Source organism: Paenibacillus sp. J22P277, from assembly GCF_059383675.1.
The window spans coordinates 34592-60316 of sequence record NZ_JBXENS010000013.1; the positions used below are offsets into that span (position 1 = coordinate 34592).

The 25725-nt window shown below is 51.7% G+C and carries 17 protein-coding genes and 1 pseudogene; 15 read left to right on the plus strand and 3 right to left on the minus strand.

Annotation, left to right across the window (positions count from 1 at the left end; genetic code table 11):
- The first annotated feature begins 23 nt into the window (after window positions 1–23).
- The 4 genes from AC50YL_RS33795 (at window position 24) to AC50YL_RS33810 (ending at window position 6462) form a co-directional block, all read left to right on the plus strand.
- A complete protein-coding gene (locus AC50YL_RS33795) occupies window positions 24–4688 on the plus strand; it encodes a DUF7402 domain-containing protein (protein ID WP_494837772.1) in 4665 nt (1554 codons plus the stop codon).
- A 482-nt stretch (window positions 4689–5170) separates the two neighbouring features.
- Window positions 5171–5812 (plus strand): HAD family hydrolase, encoded by a 642-nt coding sequence (locus AC50YL_RS33800; RefSeq protein ID WP_494837773.1) that lies wholly within the window; start codon window positions 5171–5173, stop codon window positions 5810–5812.
- 46 nt (window positions 5813–5858) lie between these two features.
- Window positions 5859–5996, plus strand: coding sequence for a hypothetical protein (locus AC50YL_RS33805; protein WP_494837774.1), 138 nt, complete (start codon window positions 5859–5861; stop codon window positions 5994–5996).
- Window positions 5997–6045: 49 nt separating this feature from the next.
- Complete coding sequence (locus AC50YL_RS33810; protein WP_494837775.1) at window positions 6046–6462, plus strand: hypothetical protein; 417 nt, start codon at window positions 6046–6048, stop codon at window positions 6460–6462.
- Window positions 6463–6515: 53 nt separating this feature from the next.
- On the opposite strand, the gene tgl is transcribed toward AC50YL_RS33810, so the two are convergent.
- Window positions 6516–7220: a spore coat transglutaminase TGL gene (gene tgl, locus AC50YL_RS33815; RefSeq protein ID WP_494837776.1), complete on the minus strand. Its 705-nt coding sequence runs from the start codon at window positions 7218–7220 to the stop codon at window positions 6516–6518.
- 264 nt (window positions 7221–7484) lie between these two features.
- On the opposite strand from tgl, the gene AC50YL_RS33820 reads away from it, so the two are divergent.
- From AC50YL_RS33820 to AC50YL_RS33845, 6 genes are read left to right on the plus strand one after another with little or no spacing between them, the layout of a single operon-like run.
- Complete coding sequence (locus AC50YL_RS33820) at window positions 7485–8966, plus strand: class I adenylate-forming enzyme family protein (RefSeq protein ID WP_494837777.1); 1482 nt, start codon at window positions 7485–7487, stop codon at window positions 8964–8966.
- The gene (locus AC50YL_RS33825) at window positions 8963–10114 is read left to right on the plus strand and encodes a thiolase family protein (RefSeq protein WP_494837778.1); all 1152 of its coding nucleotides are present in this window, start codon (window positions 8963–8965) and stop codon (window positions 10112–10114) included. The genes AC50YL_RS33820 and AC50YL_RS33825 overlap by 4 nt, the downstream gene beginning before the upstream one ends.
- Window positions 10111–10491 (plus strand): FAS1-like dehydratase domain-containing protein, encoded by a 381-nt coding sequence (locus AC50YL_RS33830; protein ID WP_494837779.1) that lies wholly within the window; start codon window positions 10111–10113, stop codon window positions 10489–10491. The genes AC50YL_RS33825 and AC50YL_RS33830 overlap by 4 nt, the downstream gene beginning before the upstream one ends.
- Complete coding sequence (locus AC50YL_RS33835) at window positions 10488–10838, plus strand: MaoC family dehydratase (RefSeq protein ID WP_494837780.1); 351 nt, start codon at window positions 10488–10490, stop codon at window positions 10836–10838. The genes AC50YL_RS33830 and AC50YL_RS33835 overlap by 4 nt, the downstream gene beginning before the upstream one ends.
- A complete protein-coding gene (locus AC50YL_RS33840; RefSeq protein WP_494837781.1) occupies window positions 10831–11652 on the plus strand; it encodes an SDR family NAD(P)-dependent oxidoreductase in 822 nt (273 codons plus the stop codon). Before AC50YL_RS33835 ends, AC50YL_RS33840 begins: the two co-directional genes overlap by 8 nt.
- The gene (locus AC50YL_RS33845; RefSeq protein WP_494837782.1) at window positions 11649–12623 is read left to right on the plus strand and encodes an NAD(P)H-dependent flavin oxidoreductase; all 975 of its coding nucleotides are present in this window, start codon (window positions 11649–11651) and stop codon (window positions 12621–12623) included. Before AC50YL_RS33840 ends, AC50YL_RS33845 begins: the two co-directional genes overlap by 4 nt.
- Before the next feature lie 415 nt (window positions 12624–13038).
- Here AC50YL_RS33845 and AC50YL_RS33850 read toward each other — a convergent pair whose 3' ends face one another.
- A complete protein-coding gene (locus AC50YL_RS33850; RefSeq protein ID WP_494837783.1) occupies window positions 13039–14040 on the minus strand; it encodes a quinone oxidoreductase family protein in 1002 nt (333 codons plus the stop codon).
- A gap of 126 nt (window positions 14041–14166) precedes the next feature.
- Between AC50YL_RS33850 and AC50YL_RS33855 the strand changes: the two genes are divergently transcribed.
- Both AC50YL_RS33855 and AC50YL_RS33860 read left to right on the plus strand, forming a co-directional pair.
- Window positions 14167–14553: a MerR family transcriptional regulator gene (locus AC50YL_RS33855; protein WP_494837784.1), complete on the plus strand. Its 387-nt coding sequence runs from the start codon at window positions 14167–14169 to the stop codon at window positions 14551–14553.
- Between the two features lie 750 nt (window positions 14554–15303).
- The gene (locus AC50YL_RS33860) at window positions 15304–18444 is read left to right on the plus strand and encodes a DUF4832 domain-containing protein (protein ID WP_494837846.1); all 3141 of its coding nucleotides are present in this window, start codon (window positions 15304–15306) and stop codon (window positions 18442–18444) included.
- A 153-nt stretch (window positions 18445–18597) separates the two neighbouring features.
- Here the strand turns inward: AC50YL_RS33860 and AC50YL_RS33865 are convergent, their stop codons facing one another.
- Entirely contained in the window at window positions 18598–18747 is a 150-nt protein-coding gene (locus tag AC50YL_RS33865) for a helix-turn-helix transcriptional regulator (protein ID WP_494837785.1), read from the minus strand.
- A gap of 129 nt (window positions 18748–18876) precedes the next feature.
- Between AC50YL_RS33865 and AC50YL_RS33870 the strand changes: the two genes are divergently transcribed.
- The 3 genes and pseudogenes from AC50YL_RS33870 to AC50YL_RS33880 all read left to right on the plus strand — a co-directional run.
- Complete coding sequence (locus tag AC50YL_RS33870; RefSeq protein WP_494837786.1) at window positions 18877–22731, plus strand: hypothetical protein; 3855 nt, start codon at window positions 18877–18879, stop codon at window positions 22729–22731.
- A complete protein-coding gene (locus tag AC50YL_RS33875; RefSeq protein WP_494837787.1) occupies window positions 22715–24922 on the plus strand; it encodes a Hint domain-containing protein in 2208 nt (735 codons plus the stop codon). The genes AC50YL_RS33870 and AC50YL_RS33875 overlap by 17 nt, the downstream gene beginning before the upstream one ends.
- Window positions 24923–25342: 420 nt before the next feature.
- Window positions 25343–25588 (plus strand): annotated as a pseudogene (locus AC50YL_RS33880) (aldo/keto reductase); the annotation flags it as partial.
- Window positions 25589–25725: the final 137 nt, after the last annotated feature.

Below are 25725 nucleotides of genomic sequence, written 5' to 3' on the forward strand. Positions count from 1 at the left end.
TCCATTAGGAGGCGGGTAAGGTAGTGAAAAAAGTATCGCTCCATTTCTTAATCTTTGCTGTTATTTTTTCTAGTGTTAGCCTTTCTGATTTGAAAAAGGTTCAGGCTGCGTCCACGATTACAGTCTCGCAAACCCCGTATATTATCAATGAATCCGGTACGTATAAATCAGAAACCAAGCTGACGATTATGAATTCGGACCCCGCTTACAGCGCGTGGGTCAAAATCACTGCCGCCGGTCATACCCCGTACATGGAACCGATTGGTACCCTCAACAACGGCTCCAATACCGTGAGAGTGCACGTCGTTGAGCTTATTAATGACGGCGATAGCGTAACCTTCGAGGTGTACGACAATGCCTCCGGATCAGATACTGCCCGCGAATCGACAACGGTGTCTCAGAAAAAAATACGCCACTGGACAGTATACGTAGCCCATGATTCCCACACGGATATCGGATATACGGATTATCCCGAGACATTGATCAATTCGACATGGCCGCAAGAAACAGACGCTGCGAATACGTATATCGCACAGACGGACGGTTGGGCGGAGAATGATCGGTTCAGGTACCCGATGGAGCAATCAATAAGGCTTTATGGATCGTTAAACAGCAGAAATGCCGACCAAATCGAAACCCTTAAGACGAATATCAATAATGACAGACTTCAATATCCGTCAAGCTATGTGAACACGTCCTTCGAGGCCATGAGCACGGAGGAGCTCATCCGATATTATTACTTTTCCGAAAGACACTTGACGGACAAGCTCGGGACGAAGTCAAGCGGCGTGGCGATCATGGATGATAATCCGAGTTTCTCGTGGTCCAATGTCGACGTCATGGCAGACATGGGAATTAAATATATGTTCTTAGGCTTCAACATTTATGCCGGTACGCCGAAAGTCATGCTTGAGGAGTACCCCCGCATTTTTTATGCCCAAGGCAGGAAACCGAATAACAAAGTTCTCATATACCAAGGCGCTTTGTATAATCAGAATCAAATGAAATTTCTAGGTACCGGAGTGAATAATGCAACGCCAACTACGATCGCCGATACGACCCAGGCCGTAAGCGATACGTTAATGAATGTTTTTCAGTCATCGACATATGTCGGAGATGCGGTGTTGGAGAAAAACACACCATGGTTGGATAACGGCCCGCTCCTGTCATCGGTAAAAGATCGGATCAAAGATATGAATGCCAGGGTAGATTCAGCAGGGAGACCCTATGCTTATCCGAAGTTCGTTGATTCCAATGTGAAAGATTTTTACCAATATGTCGATGCTAACTTCAGTCCGTCTATCCCTGTTTTTAAAGGAAATTATGAAAACTATTGGAACTACGGCATCCCTTCGGATGCTTACAGTGAAAGCGTCCAAAAGGATGCGCAAGACAATGTGCCGGCAGCGGAAACGTTCGCGACGTTCGCCAATCAGGCAAGCACGAATTTCAGATATCCTTACCAAAACGTGTGGAACGCCTATAATAACTTGAATTTATACGACGAGCATACATTCGGAAGCTCGGACTCCGCGGTTGATGATACTCACATTTGGAAAAGAAATAATGCCATAACGGCCAAAAACCTCTCGGACAGTATCATAAAGGATTCCTTGGCCAGTTTAAGCACGCTAATACCTACGACAGGCAAGACCATTTCGGTCTTCAATTCGTTGTCTTGGACGAGATCGGATCTGGTCAAAGTCAGGCTCTCCGATCTGCCCGCGCACTTTGATATCACGGATATCGAAACGTCAACGCAATTGAAATATGACAAATTAAGCGATGGGACCGTAGAGTTCGTTGCGCCGAACGTGCCCGGTCTTGGTTATAAGGCTTTTCGGGTAACGGCAAGAGCGAATGAACCTACATTTCCGTCGACCTTAAAGAAAAGCGATCATACGCTGGAAAACCGGTTTTTCAAGGTTGCTTTTGGCGAACAAGGGGAAATCTCAAGCATTATCGACAAGCAGCATGGAAATGTCGAAATGGTGGACCGTACATCGCCCTACAAAATGAATGAATTCGTATACGATAAGAGCGTTCTCGACTTCAACGCCCTCAAATCGGAAAGCACGGTCTACGGAGCTTCCGTTTCGATTGATGTTGGTGCCATGCAAGGACAGATGACTTCCAACGGCTTTAGCGATGGGACAGCCGGGATCCAACGAAACGTCATCCTATATGATTCTTTGCCTAAAATCGATATCGTCAATGTCGTGAATAAGATTGATGCGCCAGGGTCGTATAGAGTTACCGAGGACGAAGAAGGTTTCTTTACCTTCCCGTTGAACGTGCCCAATTTCACGCTGCGTTCCGAGATGCCGTCAGGCGATTTCAGGCCGTATGTGGATCCTAATATTAACAATCCGAAGAATGAACAGTACTATGCTTCGAGCACGGATTATCGCACCGTCCACAGATGGATCGATGCTTCTAATCCGTCAGGCAATTACGGGATTACGCTATTCCCGCAATCCGCGCCGGTTGTGGAGTATGGCAGCAGAAGATCGGGCTTGTACGATGTCGATTACAATACGCCGAAACCTTGGATATTCAGCTATGTTTACGGTAACAAATGGAGTACCAATTTCATTCAATCGCAACCGGGTCCGACAACCTTCAAGTATACGCTAATGTCTCACGCAGGGAAGAACTGGCAAGCAGGCAGAGCGGATAAATATGGCTGGCAATCGACGACCCCGCTGCAAGCGAAAGTCATCACCGGCGCACAGGCCGGGGCTGGATTCAACGGAACAAAAGGCCAATTTGTAAAAGTCAGCGCCGACAATGTCGTTATGACGACAGCCAAACCCGCCGAAGCCAACGGAGAGGGGACGATTCTCCGGTTCAATGAAACCACGGGAGTGGATACGACAGTAACCGTCGACCTGTCCTATTTCAACCCATCCTCTGTCACGAAAACCGACCTTCTGGAAAATGACAGGGCCGCGATGCCGCTTACTGGCGGTAAAGTGACTTTTAAGATCAATGGTTACGGTTATCATACAATCCGGCTCAAGTACGGTACGGCTCCTGCCCAGGTTACAGGGGTTACGGCAACGAAGGATGCCTCGGGTACGCTCGTGTCGTGGACGGATCTAACCGATAACAAACTTGCCGCCTACGAAGTCTTTAGAAGCACAAACCGAAACTTCAAGCCGGGTTCAGGCAATTACATGGGAACGACATCGGTGAATCGTTTCTATGACAAACAAGTCGTCAATGGGCTGACCCAAGCGTATTACTATAAGGTTCGAGCCGTCCGGGGAGGGCTGAAGGGGACGCCATCCGCCGCTGCGACTGCAACTAGCGGAACGAACCGTGATACTCCTGCCCCTACGGCGCCTTCAAATCTGAGCATTGATTACGCGTTTGGAAACAGGGTGTCCATATCCTGGGCTCCATCAACGGACAATCTTATGGTTAAAGGGTATAAAGTATATCGGGATGGCTTCCAGATCGCGGATGTTCTAGCAACACTAAACAGTTATCTGGATATAACCGTATTGCCCGGCACGACCTATACGTTTACCGTTAAGGCGTATGATCAAGCGGGAAACCTCTCGGCCTCGAGTAGTGCAGTCAACGCTGCAACGGCTAAAGGCTGGCAAACGCCGGGAAACATTGCTCCTCATGCTGCAGTGACAGTATCTTCTCAATTAAGTGCCCGCTACCCGGCTACGGCGGTGACGGATGGTCTGGTAGGGGATACCGGCGAATGGGCATCCTTGAATGAGCAAAACCCATGGATGCAGCTCGCATGGCCAGCCGCCGTCAAGATCAACCGCATTGTGATCTATGATCGGGCCAATACGACAGATAATGTAAATGGCGGTACGCTGACCTTCAGCGATGGCACAAGCATCACAGGGATTAATGGCATACCGCAGGATAATGGAGGAAAAGTGATATTTTTCGCTTCCAAAAATGTTACGTGGGTAAAATTTCAGGCCGTCGGAGGTACGGGACTTAATGGCGGACTTTCGGAGATGGAAGTGTTTACGACTGATTCGCCGGTCCTCCCGGTAGCGGGCATAAGCCTAAGCCCAAGTTCGGCTGAAATGGATATCAATACGGACATGGACTTGACGTCCACGATTACGCCGAGCAACGCGACGAATCAAAATATAACCTGGAGTTCCAGCAACCCTAGCGTCGCAACGGTCGTGAACGGCGTCGTCCGGAGCATCGCTGCAGGCAGCGCGGTCATTACCGTAACGGCGGCAGATGGGAACCATGAGGCTACGAGCAACATTTCGGTCATTAACAATCTCGCAAAAACGGCAACGGCGACGGCATCGTCCGACTTTAACAGCGACTATGCGGCATCCAAAGCCATAGATGGAATCACCGGCGTTCACGACAGCGGCGAATGGGCCTCGCTGGGAGAACTGAATCCATGGCTGCAACTGGACTGGAGCGGCAGTCAGACGGTCAACAAAATCACCTTCTTCGACAGAACGAATAATTTGGACTGGGCACCTGGCGGAACGCTCACGTTCAGCGATGGAAGTACGTTGACCGTTACAGGCATACCGAACGACGGCAGCGCTTATTCCGTGACTTTCCCGAGTAAGAATATCACTTGGGTGAAATTCCAAGTGTCCGGTGGAAGCGGTCTTAATGTCGGATTGTCAGAAATGAAGATTATCGATAAGGCCGACGCCGCCGATTCCGAGAGATAACGGACGGGAAGGTTGCCATCAGCTTCCGTTCGACGGACAAGGCAGGCAAGATGGACGTAAGTTGGTACCGAACGGAGTTTGCAGTCATTGTCGTAAAGTCAGATGAGGAAAAGACGGCAGCCGACATATAATCGGTTGCCGTTTTTCATTGAAGTAATGGGTGCAACAAACTCGTTGTATACGGCGGATTGGCAACGAGATTTATTAGATTGTGAGAGGAAGAAAAGTATGAAAAGGTCTAAGTTATTAGCGGTTGTTGCACTAAGTTGTTTATTGGGTAGTTCGATGACTTATGCTTCTGAAAAAAATGGTGTCTTTATTAATGGTGAACGGCAAGAACTACAAGGGGACCAACAGGATAAAAGTGAAAATTACTCTTGAAGGATCTCGAGTAAAATTATCAGTGGCTCGTCTACTTATGGGTAATCAACGGCGCGTGATGACACGCAGGGTCGCCACAGCTGACAAAGGAGAACGAAACAATGAAAAAGTACATACTCTTCGATCATGATGGTGTTCTGGTCGATACTGAATTCTGGTATTACAAAGCGGGGGAACGCGCTTTGGCTGACATTGGATTTACCTTGGATAATGATCAATACCTCCGCGACATGACCCAGTCATTGGGCACTTGGTCCCAAGCCAGGGCGGCAGGTATTGATGAACAGACCATCAGCAAGCAGCGCGAGGTCCGGAATGTCTATTATCAGGAATATCTAAGAACAGAAGCCATAGAGATTGAAGGCGTTGTTGAAACTCTAGCCGAACTGTCAAAGTACGTCCGCATGGCCATCGTGACGACTGCAAAACGTGCAGATTTTCAACTTATTCATGAAAAGCGCCAAATTAGACAATTCATGGAATTCATCCTTGTTCGCGAAGACTACGAGCGTACCAAGCCGCACCCGGAACCATACTTGACCGGCCTAAAGCGCTTCGGAGCTACCAAAGAAGAGACCCTCGTTGTAGAGGATTCAAACAGAGGGTTGAACTCAGCCGTGGCGGCTGGTATCGACTGTGCTATTGTCCATAACGACTTCACAAAAACACATGACTTCTCACAGGCCAGTTATCGAATCAAGACTCTGATTGAACTAAGGGACATTATCCTGCATGTAATCTGAGCGAAGACAGGACGGCAGCGTTGTATCGGAGGATTTCCAATACATCGTGTCGGAACGCCGCTTGCCTTTCCCGGATGCAAAATTAACGCTGCGCCGGGAAGAACAGGGGCTCATCGTATCCGCAGACCGATTCGCGCGCTGCGTAGAGCTGACGGGCGATTCGGACGGGGATGCGTTCGGCTGACAATTCGAAGACAATTATTTTGACCTGATTCAAAAAGGAGCAAATCGTGATGCACAATGAGATTATTTCTCTTATGAACAGATTAATTGCTACACCTCGCGAGGACATCATCCAAGGGACCTATGATGCGATAGAAGAGCTTGAAAGAAGAGAAGATGGTCATAATGCCATAGAACCTTTACTTAAACTACTTGAAGATAATCCTGATGTGGATTTCGGTTCGCCTGGTCCGATCGTTCATTTCGTTGAAAGGTACTATAAGAAGGGCTATGAAGAAAAGCTTATTGTTTCTCTATACAGGAGACCTACGCATCATACGCTTTGGATGTTAAACAGAATAATAAACGCATCTGAAAACGAACTAAAACAACACTATTTGAATGTTCTAAATGAGATCATCGAAAGATTCAGCGAAGACAAAACGATTGTAGAACAAGCAAAGCATTATAGTTCATTACATGAATAAGATCCCCTCGATGCGTAAAGTGCAAACGATTGCCGCCTTCGATAACTGCTTGACTAATGCCGGATATATCTCCGTGCACCGATGGTCGCACGCACCGCGTTCGGGTTAGGCCGTTCAGCTTTATTGCCGTACGGGCGTATGTCGGCCGGCGCGTATTGAGACAACGAGCCGTAAGCGGGATAGGTCAACTGGTCTACCAGGAAGGCAGATTTCGTTGCTCCCTGAACGCGGTGCCTATTCAGTGCGGCTATGATGCCGTCTGCGTTTTGGATGCCGATTCCGTGTCCGAAATAGAGATCGTCGCTCATTTTAATGACGTTCTCGCCTCGCCACTCCATTTTCTCCGGATTGACTTCCGGGTTTTTGAAGTACAATGCGTCCCCTGGCCGCGCGTAAGTACTGGAAACGTCTTCCGTAGTCAGTCCAAGGTCGCTGTCAGACTCCCATGAGTACAGGTACAGGTTCGGGAACAGCTGGTTGAACCGAGCCGTGCCGAGCGTATCCAGAACGCCTTTGTACATAATAATGATGATGGCCGTCGCACACTCGAAGCCGTACTTTTTCCCATTCGAAAAAATGTCCCCGATGCCGTCGGCCGGCGTCACGTCATCCCTCAGCTGAAATCCTCCATGATTCGTCAAATGCCAGTAAGCCCGATTGCAAAACGACGTCCGAAACGTCGCGAATTCCGCTCCGTTGCCGCTCAAGTCCTTGGATGCAGCTATAATATTCGACCGTAAAGTCGGTTCGAAATACATGTTGGCTCAGCCCCCTCGTCATCATCGCATGCCTATTCCATTGTATGGGCAAGGGATGACGCTTGTGCTTCAAGCAAACCACGTATCGGTCGGCTTGGCCGAATTACGATTAAATGTTAACCTGAAATATTTATTTTGGTTTACAATTCAAGGCCGCCGAATTATAATTCAAACCATTAGGCATCGACTTCCTTATGGAGGCACGCATCTACTCCATCGGGCGGGATTCCGAAACCAACCATCCTATTTAAGGTGTGATTGAAAATGAATCTGGCATGGCCTATACTAAACCGCGTAGCACAAGAACCGGACCGAATCGCTATCGCGCACGGGCAGAAGCAACTTACATACTCCCAGCTTATGGAGAGGGTCCAAAGGATTGCTGTCGGGTTCCGGAAATGCGGCTCCGACCGTGATAAGATAGCGATCCTAGCCCAAAATCGAATCGAGTTCGTCGAGGTTTTTATCGGTGCCGTTTATGCAGGGTTTGTGCCCGTTCTCCTGGATCCCAAATGGAATTCGTCTGAAGTGAACATAGTTATAGGGCAATGTCGGCCCAGTATGATTTTTTGCGAACAAGAACTTGCCGGAATCATATCGGAAGAACATAGCCACATCCGGCAGTTGACCTTTTCCGATGAACCGCTTGGCAGCTATGATCAATGGGTGAATTCTTGCAAGCCCGAAGCTCTCGTTGATCGAACCAATCCAACATTATTCATAGGCTTTACATCAGGGACAACGGGGATCCCGAAAGGGTATGTACGATCGCATCTCTCCTGGCTTCGCAGTTTTGAGGCCGCAAATTCCGCTTTCCATCTGGATAAGATGGAGCATGTATTGGCTCCGGGGCCGTTTGTGCATTCCTTATCGTTATTTGCACTGGTACAGACCCTGCATAGCGGTGCAACCTTTCATATTTTACAAGAGTTTGATGCTGCAGAAGTATTTAAGCTGTGTTCTTCGGTACCGGATATGATTTTATTCGTGGTACCTACCATGATTGATTCGTTATTGCAACTAACCGATCCCGGAAAAACATCCATTCGAGCGATAATCAGTTCGGGCGGAACATGGTCCGCGACGTCGAAGCAAAAGTGCCGACAGCTATTTAAAGGAGTTAAGCTATATGAATATTACGGCTCTTCCGAGGCGAGCTATATCAGTTATATGGATATTCATGCGGAAGAAATGTCCGGTTCGCTGGGCCGACCCTTCGACGGGGTGGAGATTTCGATTCGGGATGATCATTTCCAGGAGGTGCCGACGGGCACGATCGGTCAGCTTTACGTTCGGAGCGATATGGTTTTCACTGGCTACTATCCATTGCCCGAAGAGACGGAGGGCGTTTTTCGGGACGGTTGGCTGAGGACGGGAGACTACATGCATATCGATAATGACGAGTATCTTTACCTGGCAGGCCGTTCGCAAAATATGATCAAAACGGGCGGACTGAAAGTTTTTCCGGAGGAAGTGGAGGCTGTATTGCAGCGCTTGCCGAATGTTCGGGAGGTCATGGTTTTCGGCGCGCCTCATGATCATTGGGGCGAGCAAGTAACGGCCATTATTCAATGGCATGATGAACGGCGGTTAACCTTAGAAGAAGTCAAGCGATACTGCATTGCGCATCTGGCTAGTTATAAGACACCGAAGGAACTCATCACGGTGAAGGATTTTATTTATACAAACAGCGGTAAAATCGCACGTCAACTCATGAAGGATCATGCGAAAAGAGTGATGTTATGACAGATGCGGTCATTGTCATGGCGAAACGGACACCAATTGGCAGAATCGGGGGCGTGTTAAGCAAGTATGAGCCCGAGGCTTTGCTCGCTCCGCTTATTCGGCATATATTATCGGAAACGAACCTGCCGCACGGCATGATTGATGATGTGATCATCGGGAATGTCGTGGGACCAGGAGGGAACGTTGCACGCGTCGCGGCCCTTGAAGCGGGGCTTCCCGTGTCCGTACCCGGCGTAACCGTTGACCGACAGTGCGGTTCGGGGCTGGAAGCAATCAACATTGCCGCCAGGCTCATTCAAAGCGGGGCCGGCGAGATATACCTGGCAGGCGGGGTCGAGAGCGCAAGCCGTGCACCATGGAAGATGCTCAAGCCGCAAACTCCGATGGGAACCCCGCAGCTGTATACGCGTGCCCGCTTTACGCCAAGCTCCTATGGCGATCCGGATATGGGGCTGGCTGCGGAAAATGTGGCTCAGGCTTTTGCGATCTCGAGAGAAGCGCAGGATCGTTATGCTTTGGGCAGTCATCAAAAGGCGGTTCGTTCCCGGGAAACAGGACGATTTCAATCGGAAATTGTCCCCTTACAAGCGGATGGAAGCTGGATCAGCGAGGATGAATGCCCTAGAGCGGATACCAGCTTGGAAAAACTGCAAAAGTTGCAGCCTGTTTTTCTCGAGCAAGGCACCGTAACGGCTGGCAATGCATGTCCCGTCAATGATGGAGCAGCGCTTGTCCTCATCATGTCGCATGAGAAATGCAAGGAACTGCATCTGCAAGCCGTACTGCGGTTCGTGGATGCGCGAGCAGCTGGAGTAGATCCGCATTATTTGGGAATAGGCCCTGTTCCGGCTATTCGCAGCCTGTTAAGTCGTCAGCGACTGACGGTCGATGATCTGGATATCATGGAATTTAATGAAGCTTTTGCTTCGCAGGTGCTGGCCTCTTTGCAGGAGCTTCGGATCTCGCCGGACAAGGTCAATATCGGCGGGGGAGCAATCGCTTTAGGCCATCCATATGGCGCATCCGGCGCGATCCTGATTTCGCGTTTATATTCGGAAATGCTGCGGAAACCTTTTAAGCGCGGAGCAGCTGCGCTCGGGATCGGCGGGGGGATGGGTCTTGCAACCTTGGTGGAGGCAGTCGAATGAGTAGGTTTACCTTTCCGTATAATCTTACGACAGCGTCCATAATCGCGTATTCGCTCAGCATCGAGGCTCCTTTACGGAAGATGGGAGGCGTACTGATTGCTCCATCAACGATGCCGATTACGTTTTGGAAAATCGCGGAAGTTCCATGGCTGGACAAGGAAAAAACATTCATTCATGGCAGGCAGTCATTTACATATAAGACCCCCTTGCAAGCAGGCTCGCATCTTGTTTGCGAGTTATCGCTAACTAAAACGGAAAAAAAGGCAGGCAGAAGCGGAGATTTGATGTTGTATACCCATGTGCTTACATGCCTGTGCAAGGGTGAAACGATCGTAACAGCGGAAACGGTATTACTATCCCTAGGTGATCCATCATGAAAAAAAAGATAACCTTAGAAGCCATCCGGCGATACGCCGCTGCTTCCAAAGATCCGGCTGCTTTTCATTTCGATCCCGAAGCCGCCATGAAAGCCGGGTTCAAGCGTCCCATCGCCCAAGGCATGTACATCATGGGCTTGGCACATTCCATATACCTGAGCAAGCATCCGACACAATGGATCACCTCCTCTCGGATGACTTTTCTAAGCCCGCTTTTGTCGGAAACGGTAGTGCATTTTGAATTTGAGGCCATGAACGAAGAGATTCGCGTCACGGTTGCGGATGAGCATGAGGAAGTCGTAGCCAGTGGATGTTTCTCGGTGGAGGGAGGGCTGGATCGTGAATAAGACCGTCGTCGTTACCGGTGCCAGCAGAGGGATTGGGCGCAGCATGGCGCTGCAGCTTGCAAAAAGCGGTTATCGGGTGGCCGTAAACGGAACGCAGCCATCCGGCATTGACCGCGTTGTTGAAGAAATACATCGTCATGGCGGAGAAGCATCGGGTTATTGCGCAAACATTGCAGACCCGGCCCAGGTCACGGCCATGATCGAAGCGATCGTCATGAAATACGGTTCCATTGATATTCTGATTCATAATGCCGGTCATTTGGAGGATCGCAAATGCATGCAGATGACGGACGAAGAATGGAAATCCGTGATTGACGTGCACTTGAACGGCGCTTTTTATTGCATTCGGCGGGTGCTGCCCTACATGCCTGAACGAGGCGGCGATATCCTTTTGTTAACTTCGACAGCCGGGTTGAACGGTTCTGTCGGACAAGTGAACTATAGTGCTGCCAAAGCCGGAATACTGGGCATGGTGTGGACGCTCGCGGAGGAGCTGCGGCGTCGCCATATCCGAATCAATGCCATTGCCCCTGCTGCTTTAACGGATATGACCCGTCCCGTGATCGAACATCTGAAAGAAAAATATGCCCGCCGCAACGAACTCTTTCCGGCCTATTGGGACGTAGGCGATTCGGAGGATGTTGCACGCTTTGTTAACCTGCTTCTGGAGCAGTCCGATGAGAATTTGACGGGCGAGATATTCGGGATAAACGGTTCCATGGCGACGCAGTGGCAGAAGCCGACAAGAGCCTGGTCGCAGAACGATCCCGAAGCATTCTTCAAGTCGTGGAAAGATAGGAGAAGAAGAATATGAATTGGAACACGAGATTGACCGAACTATTGAATATCGACTATCCCATTATTCAAGGCGGGCTTGCCTACTTGGGGTACGCCGATCTTGCGGCGGCCGTATCCAATGCGGGAGGGCTGGGGCAGATTACGGCGATGAGCCTTCCGAATGCAAGGTTGCTGCGGAAGGAGATTTATCGCACGCGCACCTTGACGGACAAGCCCTTCGGAGTGAATTTGGCTTTAGGCATGCATGGTAATGACTTCGAAGATCGACTGAAGATCCTCGTTGAGGAGAAAGTCCCCGTGGTATCCATCACAGGCGGGGATCCGACCATGATCCTGAACATGCTGGCGCCAACGGATATGAAAACGTTGGTACTCGTGTCCTCGCGCAGACAAGCACAGAAGGCTGAACGGCTCGGTGCGTCGGCAGTCATCGCGGTTGGCCATGAAGGCGGAGGACACCTCGGACGTGATGGCGTGGGTACCATGGTACTGATACCTAGCGTAGTCGATGCGGTTCGAATTCCGGTGATTGCTGCAGGCGGAATCGGTGATGGACGCGGATGGATGGCCGCCCATGCGCTCGGTGCAGCGGGTATTCTGATGGGGACCCGTTTTATCGCGACGCAGGAATGCGTTCATGCGTCTGATACTTATAAGAGGGCTTTGGTTAAAAGTTCAGAGTCAGACACGGCGATTATTAAAGCATCCATCGGTTTTCCGGCACGGGTCCTGCGAAACGCCTTTGCCGAGCGTATCCTAGAATTTGAAAGCCACACGCCCGATTATGAAGCACTCCGGCACCTGATTAGCGGCGAGGCCAACAAACGCTGGATTCATGACGGATTGGAGGAAGAAGGGTTTGGCTGGGCCGGTCAGGCGACGGGCTTAATTCATGATGTTCCCCGTGTGTCCGAGCTGATGAAAAGAATGATTAATGAGGCGGAAACTATTCAGGGGCGCATAGGGGAATTCGTGCGAATGGGATAATTAGCTGAACAGCTCGCGGGTTACAAATATTTTTATAGGAGGCCATTTAAAATGGCAATCGTTGCACTCCCTTCGGGTCCATCGATCTTATTGTGCGAAAAAGAAAGAGGGGCTATTAGAACCGAATCCGGAGAAACAGAGCTCCTTGGAATGGATTTCGATTTCTATGACCCCAGCGGAAATATGTCAGTGGCTCATGGATGCCTCCGATAAACCTGAGAATTAAACGTACTGTCGGGCGACAAGAACGATAGCGCAATACCGCGAGGAAAGCACTCATTTTCACTGGGGTGGGGACGGGCGTTGTATGAGAGCTCTAACGGATAGGCAGCAGCGATCGGTGCGTCGACGTCCGCGGATGAAGGCATCTCGAAACGAAAGCGCAGGTACCGTGCCGGCTTGCTTAATTCATCTATCATGGGTTTGTGCTCCGCCCGCACTTAGGGAGTAAAATGACTTTGCCTGACGTTTGGCGCGCTTCGATCAGACGATGCGCCTCGGCTGCCTCCCCAAGCCGGAAGCGGTGATTAACCTGCGGTTTGACTTGTCCGGCAAGCACGTACCGGAGGAGTGCTTGCCAATCCGGAAGAAACAAGTCGGGCCGGGTACCCATAAACCCGGCGTAATAACCCGTCACGGTATGACAACGTGACGTAAGCTTTTCTGCGTCAATGATCCCGCGTTGCCCGCTGACTGCTCCGAACATGACAATGCGTCCAAGCGGTGCCAAAAAGGCGAAATTATCCGAAAAGGCATTTCCCCCCTGCATATCCAGGATCAGATCTACGCCTTTTCCTCCCGTAGCTTCGATTATTTGATTCTTCCAATCCGCGTGGCTGTAATCGATTCCCACATCTGCTCCAAGCGAAAGAGCAAAATCGAGCTTCGTTTGGGAACTGGCCCCCGCGATAATCTGCCCTGCTCCAAGTACCTTGGCCAATTGTACGGCCATATGTCCTACGCCTCCCGCGGCAGCCTGAATGAAGAGGCGTTCCGTAGGCTTCAATCGCCCCAAGGTGGCGACGATCTGATAGGCGGTAATCCCCTGGACGGGAAGCGCCGCCGCTGCGATCGGATCGATTCCATCGGGAATCGGGAGGAGCAAGGCCGCAGGTACCGCCACATACTCGGCATAGCCGCCTCCTCGCGGTAGCAATGCAATGACCCGAGTCCCGACAGGGAGGGAAGCAGCGTCTTCTCCTCTTTCAACTACTCTTCCTACGATTTCTACTCCCGGCGTCAACGGTAGAGGCGTCTGTTCTCTAGCGGAATTACGACGCCTTGAGATATCCGTGTAGTTGACGCCTATCGCTTCGGTTTGGATTAGCATTTCTCCTTTATTCGGTTTCGGGATATCCGTTTCTTCTAATTTCAAAACGTCCGGCTCGCCGTATTCATGCATGCTTATGATTTTCATGTTCATTATCCTTTCTTAGTCGTTTTTTGGTTTCTTTCCAACATTTTGACATCATGCCGCTCGACGTTTAGAGTATAAACGATAAAGTATACTTGAAGGTCAATACCTTTTTTTGAGGAGACCCCCATGAAAATTCATGCGTTGGCGCAAAAGACAGGTTTAACGGCTCCTACCATTCGATTTTACGAGAAGGAGGGGCTACTGGATGAACGTCATGTACAGCGAGGAGAAAATAACTATCGCGACTATTGCGAGGAAGCAGTCGAACATCTTCGGATGATCAAAAAGATTCAGGCCGTAGGGTTTTCGATAGCCGAACTGAAAGAATTGATTCAGGCTGATGTAGCCAAAGCGCTTCCCCTGTCAAGGATCGTCGAGCTTCTTCGCCAAAAAATACGGGAGATCGAAAGGAAACAAGACGAATTGGAGCAAGTTCAAAGGCATCTCAAACGGATGTTAGCAAACAATATGGCGTTGATGGAAGCTGAAGAATTGAAGCACGAAATTGATTAATCATATCGTGAACTGCACCCCGATTGCTAGGCACGTTCTAGCATTCGGGGTGCGGTTTTTTAATTTTATAAAAACAGCCTTTTATTTGTATCTACAGTCACGGGAATGCGCGGCAATTAACGTTTGCGGCAAATATTAAGATAACACGGATATTTTGCGTTAATTTATTGTTGACAATTTGCAGATAATTTCGTAAATTGAGAACAGAATTTGCAGCAAATATTAACAGTTTTGCGCGTTTTGTTGAAGCGGCAGCCAGGCCAAGCTCATGCACTTGGCTGTTGCCGGCGTCGGCGGCATGGAATATCCATTAGCCGCTTCATCAAGCCGCACATGAATCCGGAAGGAGGAGATAAGCCCCCGTAAATATTCACGCCCGGCCTAATTCCGAATAACTGCCAACAAACGGAGGACGCTTACTTACGTAGAAGACAGCTAGAGTAAGCCAACGTTTATCGATTCTCAACAATGAGTACGCTTACATCGAATGAGAGGTTAAGGGAGGTTAGGAAAATGTTCACAACGATCCATGCGCGGCGGTGGTTAGGCGCGGCATTAGCGGCTGTTCTCGTTTCTTCTCTGGCTGTTTCGGGAGTTTGGGCGAAAGCCCCCGATGCTTCGGCCGGAGCTGGCGCAGGTTTTGAGGGAAGACCGGAACAATGGGCAGCCGTACCTCATGCTTCAACGAGTTTGACGCAATCCTTGCAAGGGATTAAAGCGGTACAACAGGATGGGAAACTGCAATTGCTGGTGCAAGGGCCCGGCTTGGAGAGCCAGGGCGTCTGGTATATCGATACGGATGGCAACGACAAGACCGGGTCGGCCGTTTCGATATGGAACAACAGCTCCGGGATCGACGCGAAAATTTCGGACGGCAAGATATGGCGTGCCGTTGACGGGAGCTGGAATGAGGTTGGAACGGTCCAGCAAACCGTAAAAGGCGATGTTTTGGAAGCAGAGGCTGAATTGAGCATTCTGGGCGATGGAGTACCCGCTACTATAAGGGTAGGCTTCGCCTTGGCAGGCGATCAATACCTGCCGGCTCCGGGGAAACTGATGCTGACTGTCCCGCCGCCGTCCGGCAACGTGTTCGGACCGGATGTGAACGTGACCGTTGATGCGGATGCGTCGGATTGGACGGGCGTAGAGCCGGCCGCCATGTCCGCTGACGGCCAGACTTCGCTGTACGCGGCGGAAGATGCCAACAGTCTGGTGCTGCTGGTGAAAGGCAACATGGCGGAATTCAACGACATTTATCTGGATACCGACCGCAGTGCCGATACCGGATACACCGACGTGGGATGGCCGGAATTCGGCGGCAATTGGCTAATCGAAAACGGTGCGCTGTTCCAAAGCACGGGAGCAGGCTGGAACTGGGCGCCGGTCAACGACGCGGTCCTGGAGTACGAGCAGAAGGACGAGAACGGGATCAAGACGGTGGAATACCGCATTCCGTTTACGAATATCGGCTTGACAGGGCCCAAGGCGTTCTCGATCGGGTTTACGTCCAATGACATTACGGTACCGGACAGAACGCGTCCGGCCCCGCTTGTGGCCCCTCCGATTCCCAAAATAACGGTGGACGGCAGCTCCGATGAGTGGAGTTTACTGCCTATGACGGCCCAGGGGGAAGCATCCGTTTCCGCGATGAAGGCGTTTGTGAAGGACAAGCAATTGTATGTCTTGGCCCAGGCTGCATCCTTCGATGCGGAAACGAACGTATTCATCAATAGCGATAATGACCCGGATACCGGTTACCTCGGCTGGGAGTTCAAACGCACCGGGGCCGACTATCTGATCCAGAACGGCAAGCTGCTTCGCAGCACCGGCCCGGGCTGGACATGGGAAGAGATTGGTCCGGTGGACTGGAAAGTGTCGGATACGGTAGACGGTTCAGGATTTCATAACCTGGAAGCTCGCGCCGACCTGTCCGCATACCCCGATGCAGGCAAATCGATGCGCGTGGCGATAGGCGTGGGAGAGAATTATGCGCCGGCCAAATCTTCCGATGGCGAATATGCCCTCGCTTCCGGCGGCAGCGGCGCGCCGATCGTGATCGACGGCGCAGCCGGCGATTGGGCATCCATCGATAATTCAGTTGCCGGAACGGGTGAATCCCTGGAAGCAAACGCGGCTCAGGATGATTCCAAGGTCTACCTGCTTATCGACAACGATGCCGTGGATACCCGGAACATGTTTTACCTGGATACCGACAATAACGCTGCAACGGGCTTCCGCGGCACGGGCTGGGATGACCTGGGTGCAGACGCCAAAATCATGTATAACAAGCTGTACCTGTACAACAAGAAGAACGGGGAGTGGAAAGATGCCGGTCCCGTGCGTGCGGAAATAAACGACGGCTACGCTCTCATATACTTCTATCAGGATCAAATCGGCAGAAAAAGCGCCAAACCTATGAAAATTGGCTATACCGGCAAGGAAGTCTATCATCTTCCCGCAGCGGGAGGCCACTCTCTCGCCCTTCAAGAGGCAATACCGGTCAAGAAGCATAACGACGACTTTGTGCCGCAAGAGCGGTTTGAAGTCCTGGATAACCCCTTCATGGGCTGGGCCGGATGGGGCGATGCTACGGAACCCTTGCCACAGCCCCACAAGCTCGTTTACGCGAACATTAACTGGCGGGATCTGGAACCGGTGAAAGGCACTTTCGATTGGGCCGGGGTGGAGCAAAAGTTCCAGTTCGCAAAATGGCGCGCCGAGGGCAGCCGGTTGATACTGCGATTCGTGCTGGACGATCCCGGCAACGATCCGGAGATGGATATTCCGCAATGGCTGTATGACGAATTGGTGCAAGCGGAAGGCGAAAGCGGCGCCGGCAAATGGTACGATACTCCGTCTTCCGTAGTCGGAAAAGGGTTTGCGCCAAACTACAGCAGTCCGCTGCTCATTCAGGAGCATGGACGGGTCCTCGAAGAATGGGGAAAACGGTACGATAATGACCCGACGGTCGCATTTATTGTGATCGGCAGTCTCGGTCATTGGGGAGAATTTCACAATTGGCCGGAAGAAGTATCCGGCAAATTCCCGAGCGTGAAGGTGTCGGACCAATATGTGCAGCAATACATCGACGCGTTCCCTCATAAGAAAATCGGCATGCGAAAGCCATACCCGATCGCGGCTTCCAATCGGCTTGGATTGTTCAACGATGTGTTCGGCAGCAAGGGCGCAACCGACACTTGGGTGAATTGGACCGTCGACGGCTGGAATGAAATCGCTCCGTATGTGGAGGAGGGCGAAGATCCGGCAGCTGCGCAAGCCGCATCGAAGATGCCGGATTTCTGGAAAACCGGTTATTCCGGCGGGGAATTTTATAATGGAAATCCGTTATTGTCCCTGGGCGACGACACGATCATGGAGACATTGCGCGAAACGAGGGCAAGCCATACGTCCTGGTTGGGACCTTCTTCACCGGCTAAGTATCAGCTGGGCGAGGACATCACGGAAGGCCAACAAGCCAATATCGATTTGATGCACAACACCATGGGGTACAGGTTCGTGCTTGAATCGGTCGCGCATGACAAGAAAGCCAAAGCCGGTAAATCCCTGGAAATCCGCATGAAATGGAACAACAAGGGCGTGGCTCCGTTCTACTTTGAATGGCCGCTTGCGCTCGCGCTCGTCGATTCCCAAGGGAAGCTGGTATCGGGAAGCATTCAGCGAGTGGGGACCGAGGACGTGACCGAATGGCTCCCGGGTCGCCGCGATGTCAATATCGGCTATACGCTGCCGCGAAATCTGCATCCGGGAAAATACGCCTTGGCCGTCGCGATTCTCGATCCGGACACCGGGCTTCCGGGCGTTAACTTGGCTACCGAAGGCGCGCGAAAGGACGGCTGGACAACGTTGGATTCCTTCCAGGCTACCCGTTGATCGTCCTTGCCGTCATTGCCATTATAAGCAACACACGCATTTCCGGGTGTCTCAGTTAACATGGGTTGTTATCATGTAAAGGCCGCGAAAATCGCGGCCTTTTGTGTTTAGGGAAAAAGTTCAACGCAAGATGTTCTACTGCAGGGGTCTGAACTACAATGATTTTGATCCTTCGAACAAATTGTCTAAAAAGATCTTCTTCACGACCTCTCGCCGGCTCCTTACTCCTACCTTGTCGAAAATGTTGCTCGGATGCTCCTGTACGGTATGCGTTGAAATGGAGAGTTTAAAAGATATTTCCACCGAACAAGTCCAACGAGATTTTTTCCGGATCGTAGGGGTCCTCTTACATAGAATTACAATTTTTGCAAATCAGAATGTGTATACTCGCTTTAGCAGTAAAATATTCAAATAAGAGGAGGAGAAATTGTGTTGGCTTATCGCAAACTGCATGCGGGCAACGCTTACCGATTCAAGGTGCTGCTCGGAGGCGAAGAAACGGTGCATAACCGGATCTTGGACGCCGATCACTTCGTGGACGAGGGACATGTGTTGCATTTCGAAGGCTTGGGAGATCCCGCGAAAGGTTTTCATTTCAATGCTATCCATGTCGAGCCCAAGAATATTCGCATCAGCAACGACGGTCGTATGTACACGTTCAAACAGCAAGCAGGAAATCAGCGCATCAGCGGCCATTTCGAGTTTGTCGGCAAGACCGGATACGGCCATATTACAATGGGCAACGCCGGTTATGCCGTACAATTGCATCCGTGGGCCGTGCCGTTCGACGTGGAAATTTCAATGAATGCGGGCGCTTATTATTCCACGGCTAAAAATGCCCTCGTATGGGATCTCGGCAGCGACGCTTGGAAAGGGGCCGACTGGTCGCCTCACCAAATGCTCTTCTCCTACGACGTATACGACGAGAGCGATCCAATCATCGGCGACATCAAAATCATCGAATGCCGGTTTAACGACGTCGGAAGCACGTCAAATCCGCCTGCCTTCATGGAGCTGACCGGCAACGCCGGCTATACGGCTACGATGAGCAGCAACAACTTGTTGTCCATCTCCGCGGTCAATCCTCCGGATGCTCCGTACCGGGCAAACGAACCGATCCTCTCGGCGTTTCCCAAGCTTGCGAATTTTAAGTTCGACGCCATCGGATTCCAATTTACCGGCGCGTACCGGGACAAGAACAATAACGTCTACGCCGTGAAGGGTCGCGGGCAAGAGCTGCTGTCGGGTGCATACGCACTGGAAAATACCGATTCCGTTCTTTCGATTTACGGCGGTCAAATGTACGTAGAAGACAAGGCCGTCGCCCAGTCTTATCAATCCGGGAACCGGATGTACTGGCGCGGACTCGCTTCGAATGATCCCGAGCTGCCAGCATCGGGTTACGTTGAACTGTCAAGCGACCGGGAAGCGCTCAGCGGGTCGATAGAAGGCAAACGAACAGCCGCCCGTCTGCTCCAAGCGGCGACGCCGCCCGTGCTTCTTAATTCCGGCAACACGGGAAAGCTCGACGTGTACGGCCTCATTGGCATGAATCCGATGATCGCAGATCAGAATGGCAATCATTACGACGTCGTCGGAAATAAAGCGATGAACGACTACCGCGATATTATCCTGACCTACATGGATAAACAGCTGCGTGAAGATTTCGTTGTCGGCGCTCCCCCCAGCCTCTCGCCGGAAGTGCGCGATATCGCGAACGACAATCCCGCCGAGAACGCCGCCTTTTACAAGAAGCTGCAAGTTCCTTTTCTCGTTCAAGCATTGGCGCCTTCGACGGTTGACCAAGCTAAATATTTAAACGGCGCGCGCGCCGGCAAATTACTGAAGAGGGAAACGGCCAACAACAACGTGTATAAACGCCATTCGGACGCGTTGTATCGACATCATTGGCTCTCGACATTCGGCAACATCGTCGATTACTTGAACGATCAGCAGCATACTGACCATACGGCGGACATCGACCATATTTTCGCGCAGCTGACGGAATACGTGAATAAGCAACTGGAAGGCGCGGTCGACAAGGATCGGCAAAGCCGCCTGGACGGCATCGTAAAGGAATTGGACGTGCTGAAAGCGTGGACGCATTCGAAGCATGCGTATTGGGCACTTCAACTGTACTATTACTTGACGAAGTATTGGATGCCCACGCTGCAAGCAAAGCTGAAGGACGGCAACGTATCGCAGGACGTGACGCAGCAGATTCGGGTGTTCTCGGCCCTGTTCAACATCTTGGAAGGAACCGGAAACAATCCGGCGCCGAACGGCAAAACGTTCAATCAAGCGTTCATGGAGACGCTCAGGGCGTTTCAATTGATGGCGGTCCTCCCGCAATACGTCGATTACGGGGGAGATTCCGAGTATTTCTGCGAAGTGTTGGACAGCATTTTCCAACAGTTCATAGACACGTACGGCAACGACAAATCCGATCCCGAGATCGTCAAACAAACCGAAGTGATTCAGGAATTCCTCAACAATCGCCAATTGACGAAGACGTTCGTGGACACCATGGTCCAGTCATTAAGAACGCTCGGCAATAACGCGAGTTGGGCGGCAATCGCCAATAAGTTCGAGGTCGACTGCCAGACCGTGCTTCGCGACGTCCCGAACGTGCTCGGCAAAGCGCGGGTCGTCCTGCTCGGCTCGGCATTGGCGGGTTTCATCCTGGTGTTCTCGCTCGGCGATTATAATTCGCTCACCGGCGAGCAGAAGACGGCGTTTATCGCGGCTTCCGTCAACGTCCTTGCCAATATCCTCGTATCCATATCGCAAGGCGCCATCCGGCTTTACTCGCTGTGGGACGATTTCGGCGGCGTATGGAACGGGATTAAGATCTTTTGGGGTTACGAGCAATATTTGGCTGAGCTCCCGAGCGTTACGACAAGAGTAACGAGCGGATTTACCGAGTGGTTCGTACGATCCCAAGGCGAAACGATGGATTTGATCGATGTTTTCAACCCCGACGGGACGGCGTTCTTTTCGAAGCTCGAAGTGGCGTTCGGCCGCAATATGAACGAGTTCATGTCGCAAACGTTCGGGGCGGCGATGGCCGTCATCGGGCTCGTGCTCTCGGCCATAGATCTGGCGCATACCACCGATCCGCTTGCCATTGCGATGGATAGCCTCATGGTCGCGGCAACCAGTCTTCAGTTGATCGCCACCGTAGGCGGCTGGGTGCTCGCCGCATTCGGCGTTACGGAAGGCATTATGGTCAATATGTGCGCCATGCTTGGCGCCGCCGGAGCCATCGCCGCCATAGCCGGCATGATCGTGATGATCGTCATGTCGATCCTCCGGAAGGATCCGCCGAATCCGCTGCGGGATTTCGTTAACGACCAAGCGGATAAAGCGAAGCTCAAAATGCCGAACCTGGCCGAGGCCGACTACTTCAACGTCGTACCGGACAAGGACGGCAAAGCCTATTCAGGTATCGCGATCCATGCGTCCGACGTGTATTTGCAGTTGAAAGCGGTAGGCGACCAGGCGTCGACAAGCGCGATCACGCATAAGCCCGACACCGTGTTTTTTATGAATACGGACGAAGACGGCCTTTCCAAAATTTTCGCGCAGCTTCCGGATGCGAGCAACAAACCGCAAATCGTATTGCTTGGCGTGAACGATAACGGCCAAATTACTTCGCAGCTTGCACCGGTTCCGCCGAAACAACAAGCCGACGGCACGTACGATGCGGTCGAGCGGGCCGCATACGAGAAGAAAGTTCGGCAGCAGCAGTGGAATTGTCTCTGTCAGGGCGGATCCGACTACTTCAAGGATAAGGAGAAGGATGACAAGCTGCTGATGGAGGCTTCCTTCACGCTTCAGAATGCGGAGTCTCGGCAGTATTTGGCGCTGCAGCAAGGGGCGGCATCGATGTCCGCGACTGCCGTCAACCTCACCCTCTCGATGGAGCGTATCGGACCTGGGGCGTTCTCGTATTTGCCGGCGAAACTCCATCTATTCACGAACTCGACCGACTTCAAGGCGATTCCCAAATTCACGTCGCCTTACTCGGGTCCCGTGACGTGGTCGATTACGCCGCCGCTCCCGAACGCTTTCGAAATGCTGACCGACGAGAGGAACGGCGGCGTCATTCGCCAGAAAGCGGGCGTAAAAGCGCCTGCGTTGGCCATCGCGACATATACCGTTACGGTCAGTAGCGAGATCAACGGCCAAACCTACGCAAGCGAGACGACGTTGTCCATCGAAGTCGTTGCAGCGGCGCAGCTTCAAAGCTTATTCGGAGGTGGGCGAATTGTGCCCGGACATTAGCGCGGCGATCGGCGCGGAGCTGGATTTGTATTTCGCCTATGCGGAATCGCCGGTCCCGCCCAGTACGAGCGTCGTAACGCAGGATTTCGCCGCTTACTTGCGCGCCAAGCTGCAGGAGCCTTATCGGAGCGTGTTCTTCGGTAACGGGCTTCACGTGCCGGCTTGGTGCGACGGCCTGGAAGCGGCGATCCCGGGCGACTACGGTTCATGGGCGCAGACGTTAATGGCGCAAGCCGTATATAACAGCGTATCTTCGGTGCGAAGCAATCTGGATTATGAGGGAATCAAAAGCGCCGTGCACGACTTCAACACCGAATTTGACGGCTTCGCGACGAACTTATACGTTCATTATCTGCGTCGAAGATTTGAGACGCAGCGCTTCGCGAAGGAAGAATACCGGAGCAAATTGCTGGATTCACGGTGGAGGGAGGCGATCGCCGCGAAACAAGCAAGCGCGGACTGGCTCAACCCGTCTTGGGAAATGTACGGTCATTGGGCGAAATTTGCGGCGTGCGGCGCGACCGATGGGGATATAGCGAGCGTTTACCTAGACCTGACGACGAAGGAGCCGATTATCGATCTCGCGGGCTTGACGGACGTCGCGCCTGACGCTTGGCGCCGCTATCGTTCTTGGCATGAAGTCGCCATCGATTCGGGTCTGCTTCGCGCGGACCGTACGGGCGCGACGTACGAGACGAAGCATTCGGAGTCGTTCTGCCAGGGAGGCTCCGGCATATGCAGGACAATCGAATCCACGGTGACTCATTTATACGCGGACGATTATGCAGGCTCGTTGCCTTGGCATCACAATAGCGGAGGCAGCTGCTTCGCGGCCGGGACTTGTATCGTAATGGCGAACGGCTCCTTACGCAGGATCGAGGACATCCGTCCGGGCGACGAAGTAAGAAGTCTTGACTCCGTACGCAAAGTCGCCTTCGTGTCCAAGCCGAGCCGGCGGGGGCGCAGTCTATACGCTTTTAATGACTGCGGCGTAAAGTTTACGCAAACGCATCCGATCGTCCAGTACGGTAACGAACGGGAGCACCATCTTCTCGCGATTCGCCCTGCAGTCGCGGAGACTCACATTCCGACGTTAAAAGCGCAGCGTGTACGACGTCTTGAACCCGGAGCGGAAGTAATGGGATATCAAGATGAGCAATGGATCCCGATTACGGTGAGCAGCATAACCGAGTACCCGGGCGTCATGAACGAGGAAATGCTATATGACTTGATTTTAGAACCGGACGGGTCAATGGCGGATCGTTACGTGGTAAGCGATGGACAGACTCATTTCGCCGTGTGCTCGGAAATCCCGTCCTTGACGATGTATCCGTTAGCGACGGCAGCCTTCCTGCACATGTTGAAATCCGCGTCTCCGGAGCTTCACGAAAGCGCCCTTGGGCGCGGTGTCGGCGCTCATCATCAACATGTTCTCGGCATGGTAAAGAGGGCCGTTTCATCGATTTTTCAAGAAGCGTCGGATCGAGCCAAGCAAGCCCCTGCTGAAAGAGGCGACCTTACACAATCGGTCGACATCGCCGAAGCGTTCGGTATGTTCGTCTCGGATGGGGCATACAACGAGGTAATCGGAGGCGCAGTCGACACGTTCGGCGCTCACTTGGTCGACCTTCTGCCCGGAGAAATCGAGATGGGATGGCGGATTCCGTTTGCCCTGGAGCAGGACAAAGATTATTTGGCGATTTCCGTCTATTATGTGTCCGTTCATGCTCCTTACGAGTTGGATGCTGATGAAGTATGTTCCTTGGAGCTCATCTCCGATACAGAAAACGTAACGCTACGGCAGTCTAAGGCGCCGGAGCTGTTTCAATCGCGGTTCCTGCGTCATTTTGCCAGGTGCGCCTATGTGAAGGGGAGTAGACATCGTCAATTGGAATTGTCGCTGACTTGCGGGCCTACCGTTAGCTGGAAAGGGATGCTGCCTATACCCGCCGATTATGATGGATCCTTACGTTTGGAAAGACTGTGTTCGTTGCGGAACGATCAGAACGGTGAAACGGCACTCGTGGCGGTGGAGCTTCGCGGTATATCGGAGGCGCAGTGCGAAGCGGAACGAAACGCGCTGGAACATTGGCATGCGGATGCCAAATTACGATTTGCGGAACGATTCGGCACAGCTGTCGGAAGTATCATCGCACATCAGCTAAATCCGCCTTTAATGGCGTCCATCTAATTGACGTAAGTGCTGGTGTGTTCACAAAGAAAGTTCTTGTCTTTCGCATAGAAGGACAAGAACTTTTTGGTGTTCATATATCCATAGCCGCACTTCCGCCATAAAGCCTATTTCGCAGATTAGAGCTGCTTTCTTCTATTAACATTGGGGTTTCGCGCTCCTTCCCGACATGATTGTTCAACTGCCGCGTATTTGGAATGAAGAGGCAACCTCTAAATGGCTCTATACATTGTTAGATAAATTATACGTTTATCGTGAACGAGCGCAATATAACGGAGGATGGAAAATAGGCAATTTTCATGCAGGAATAGGCGCAACGAATTTCTCCTTTTAGCAGATCATCGGTTTAAGGACGACTTCATCGTGAAATCCTGAGCATCGCGATATTATTTTCAATTCGATTGGAGGACATCGACAACGGACTACATCGATCTCCTTTATCTGCATCGCGTCGATCCGGCTGTGCCGATGGAAGAGGTAGCGGGAACGGTAGGAGATCTGGTCAAGGAGGGTAAGGTGCGGTTTTTCGGTCTGTCCGAGGCGGGTATCGCCAACATTCGCCGCGCGCATGCTGTCCATCCGGTTTCTGCATTACAGAGCGAATATTCCTTATGGGAGCGAAATCTTGAACCGGACATCATACCGGTTCTGCGCGAGCTCGGCATAATGATCCACGGTACCAGGAAGAGAATTACGATGCTAATTTGGAGACATGGACGAGTGGTTGAATCATCCAGTAATATTCAAGTAGATGCGTTAAGCTAAAGGGTAAGAGATAGTTCAACATTATGAGGGCTGCCAAT

What these genes read in the sequence shown, in the direction of transcription:
- AC50YL_RS33800 (WP_494837773.1), top strand. Translation starts at nt 5,171, where the DNA reads ATGAAAAAGTACATACTCTTCGATCATGATGGTGTTCTGGTCGATACT.
- AC50YL_RS33810 (WP_494837775.1), top strand. Translation starts at nt 6,046, where the DNA reads ATGCACAATGAGATTATTTCTCTTATGAACAGATTAATTGCTACACCT.
- tgl (WP_494837776.1), bottom strand. Translation starts at nt 7,220, where the DNA reads ATGTATTTCGAACCGACTTTACGGTCGAATATTATAGCTGCATCCAAG.
- AC50YL_RS33820 (WP_494837777.1), top strand. Translation starts at nt 7,485, where the DNA reads ATGAATCTGGCATGGCCTATACTAAACCGCGTAGCACAAGAACCGGAC.
- AC50YL_RS33825 (WP_494837778.1), top strand. Translation starts at nt 8,963, where the DNA reads ATGACAGATGCGGTCATTGTCATGGCGAAACGGACACCAATTGGCAGA.
- AC50YL_RS33830 (WP_494837779.1), top strand. Translation starts at nt 10,111, where the DNA reads ATGAGTAGGTTTACCTTTCCGTATAATCTTACGACAGCGTCCATAATC.
- AC50YL_RS33835 (WP_494837780.1), top strand. Translation starts at nt 10,488, where the DNA reads ATGAAAAAAAAGATAACCTTAGAAGCCATCCGGCGATACGCCGCTGCT.
- AC50YL_RS33845 (WP_494837782.1), top strand. Translation starts at nt 11,649, where the DNA reads ATGAATTGGAACACGAGATTGACCGAACTATTGAATATCGACTATCCC.
- AC50YL_RS33850 (WP_494837783.1), bottom strand. Translation starts at nt 14,040, where the DNA reads ATGAAAATCATAAGCATGCATGAATACGGCGAGCCGGACGTTTTGAAA.
- AC50YL_RS33855 (WP_494837784.1), top strand. Translation starts at nt 14,167, where the DNA reads ATGAAAATTCATGCGTTGGCGCAAAAGACAGGTTTAACGGCTCCTACC.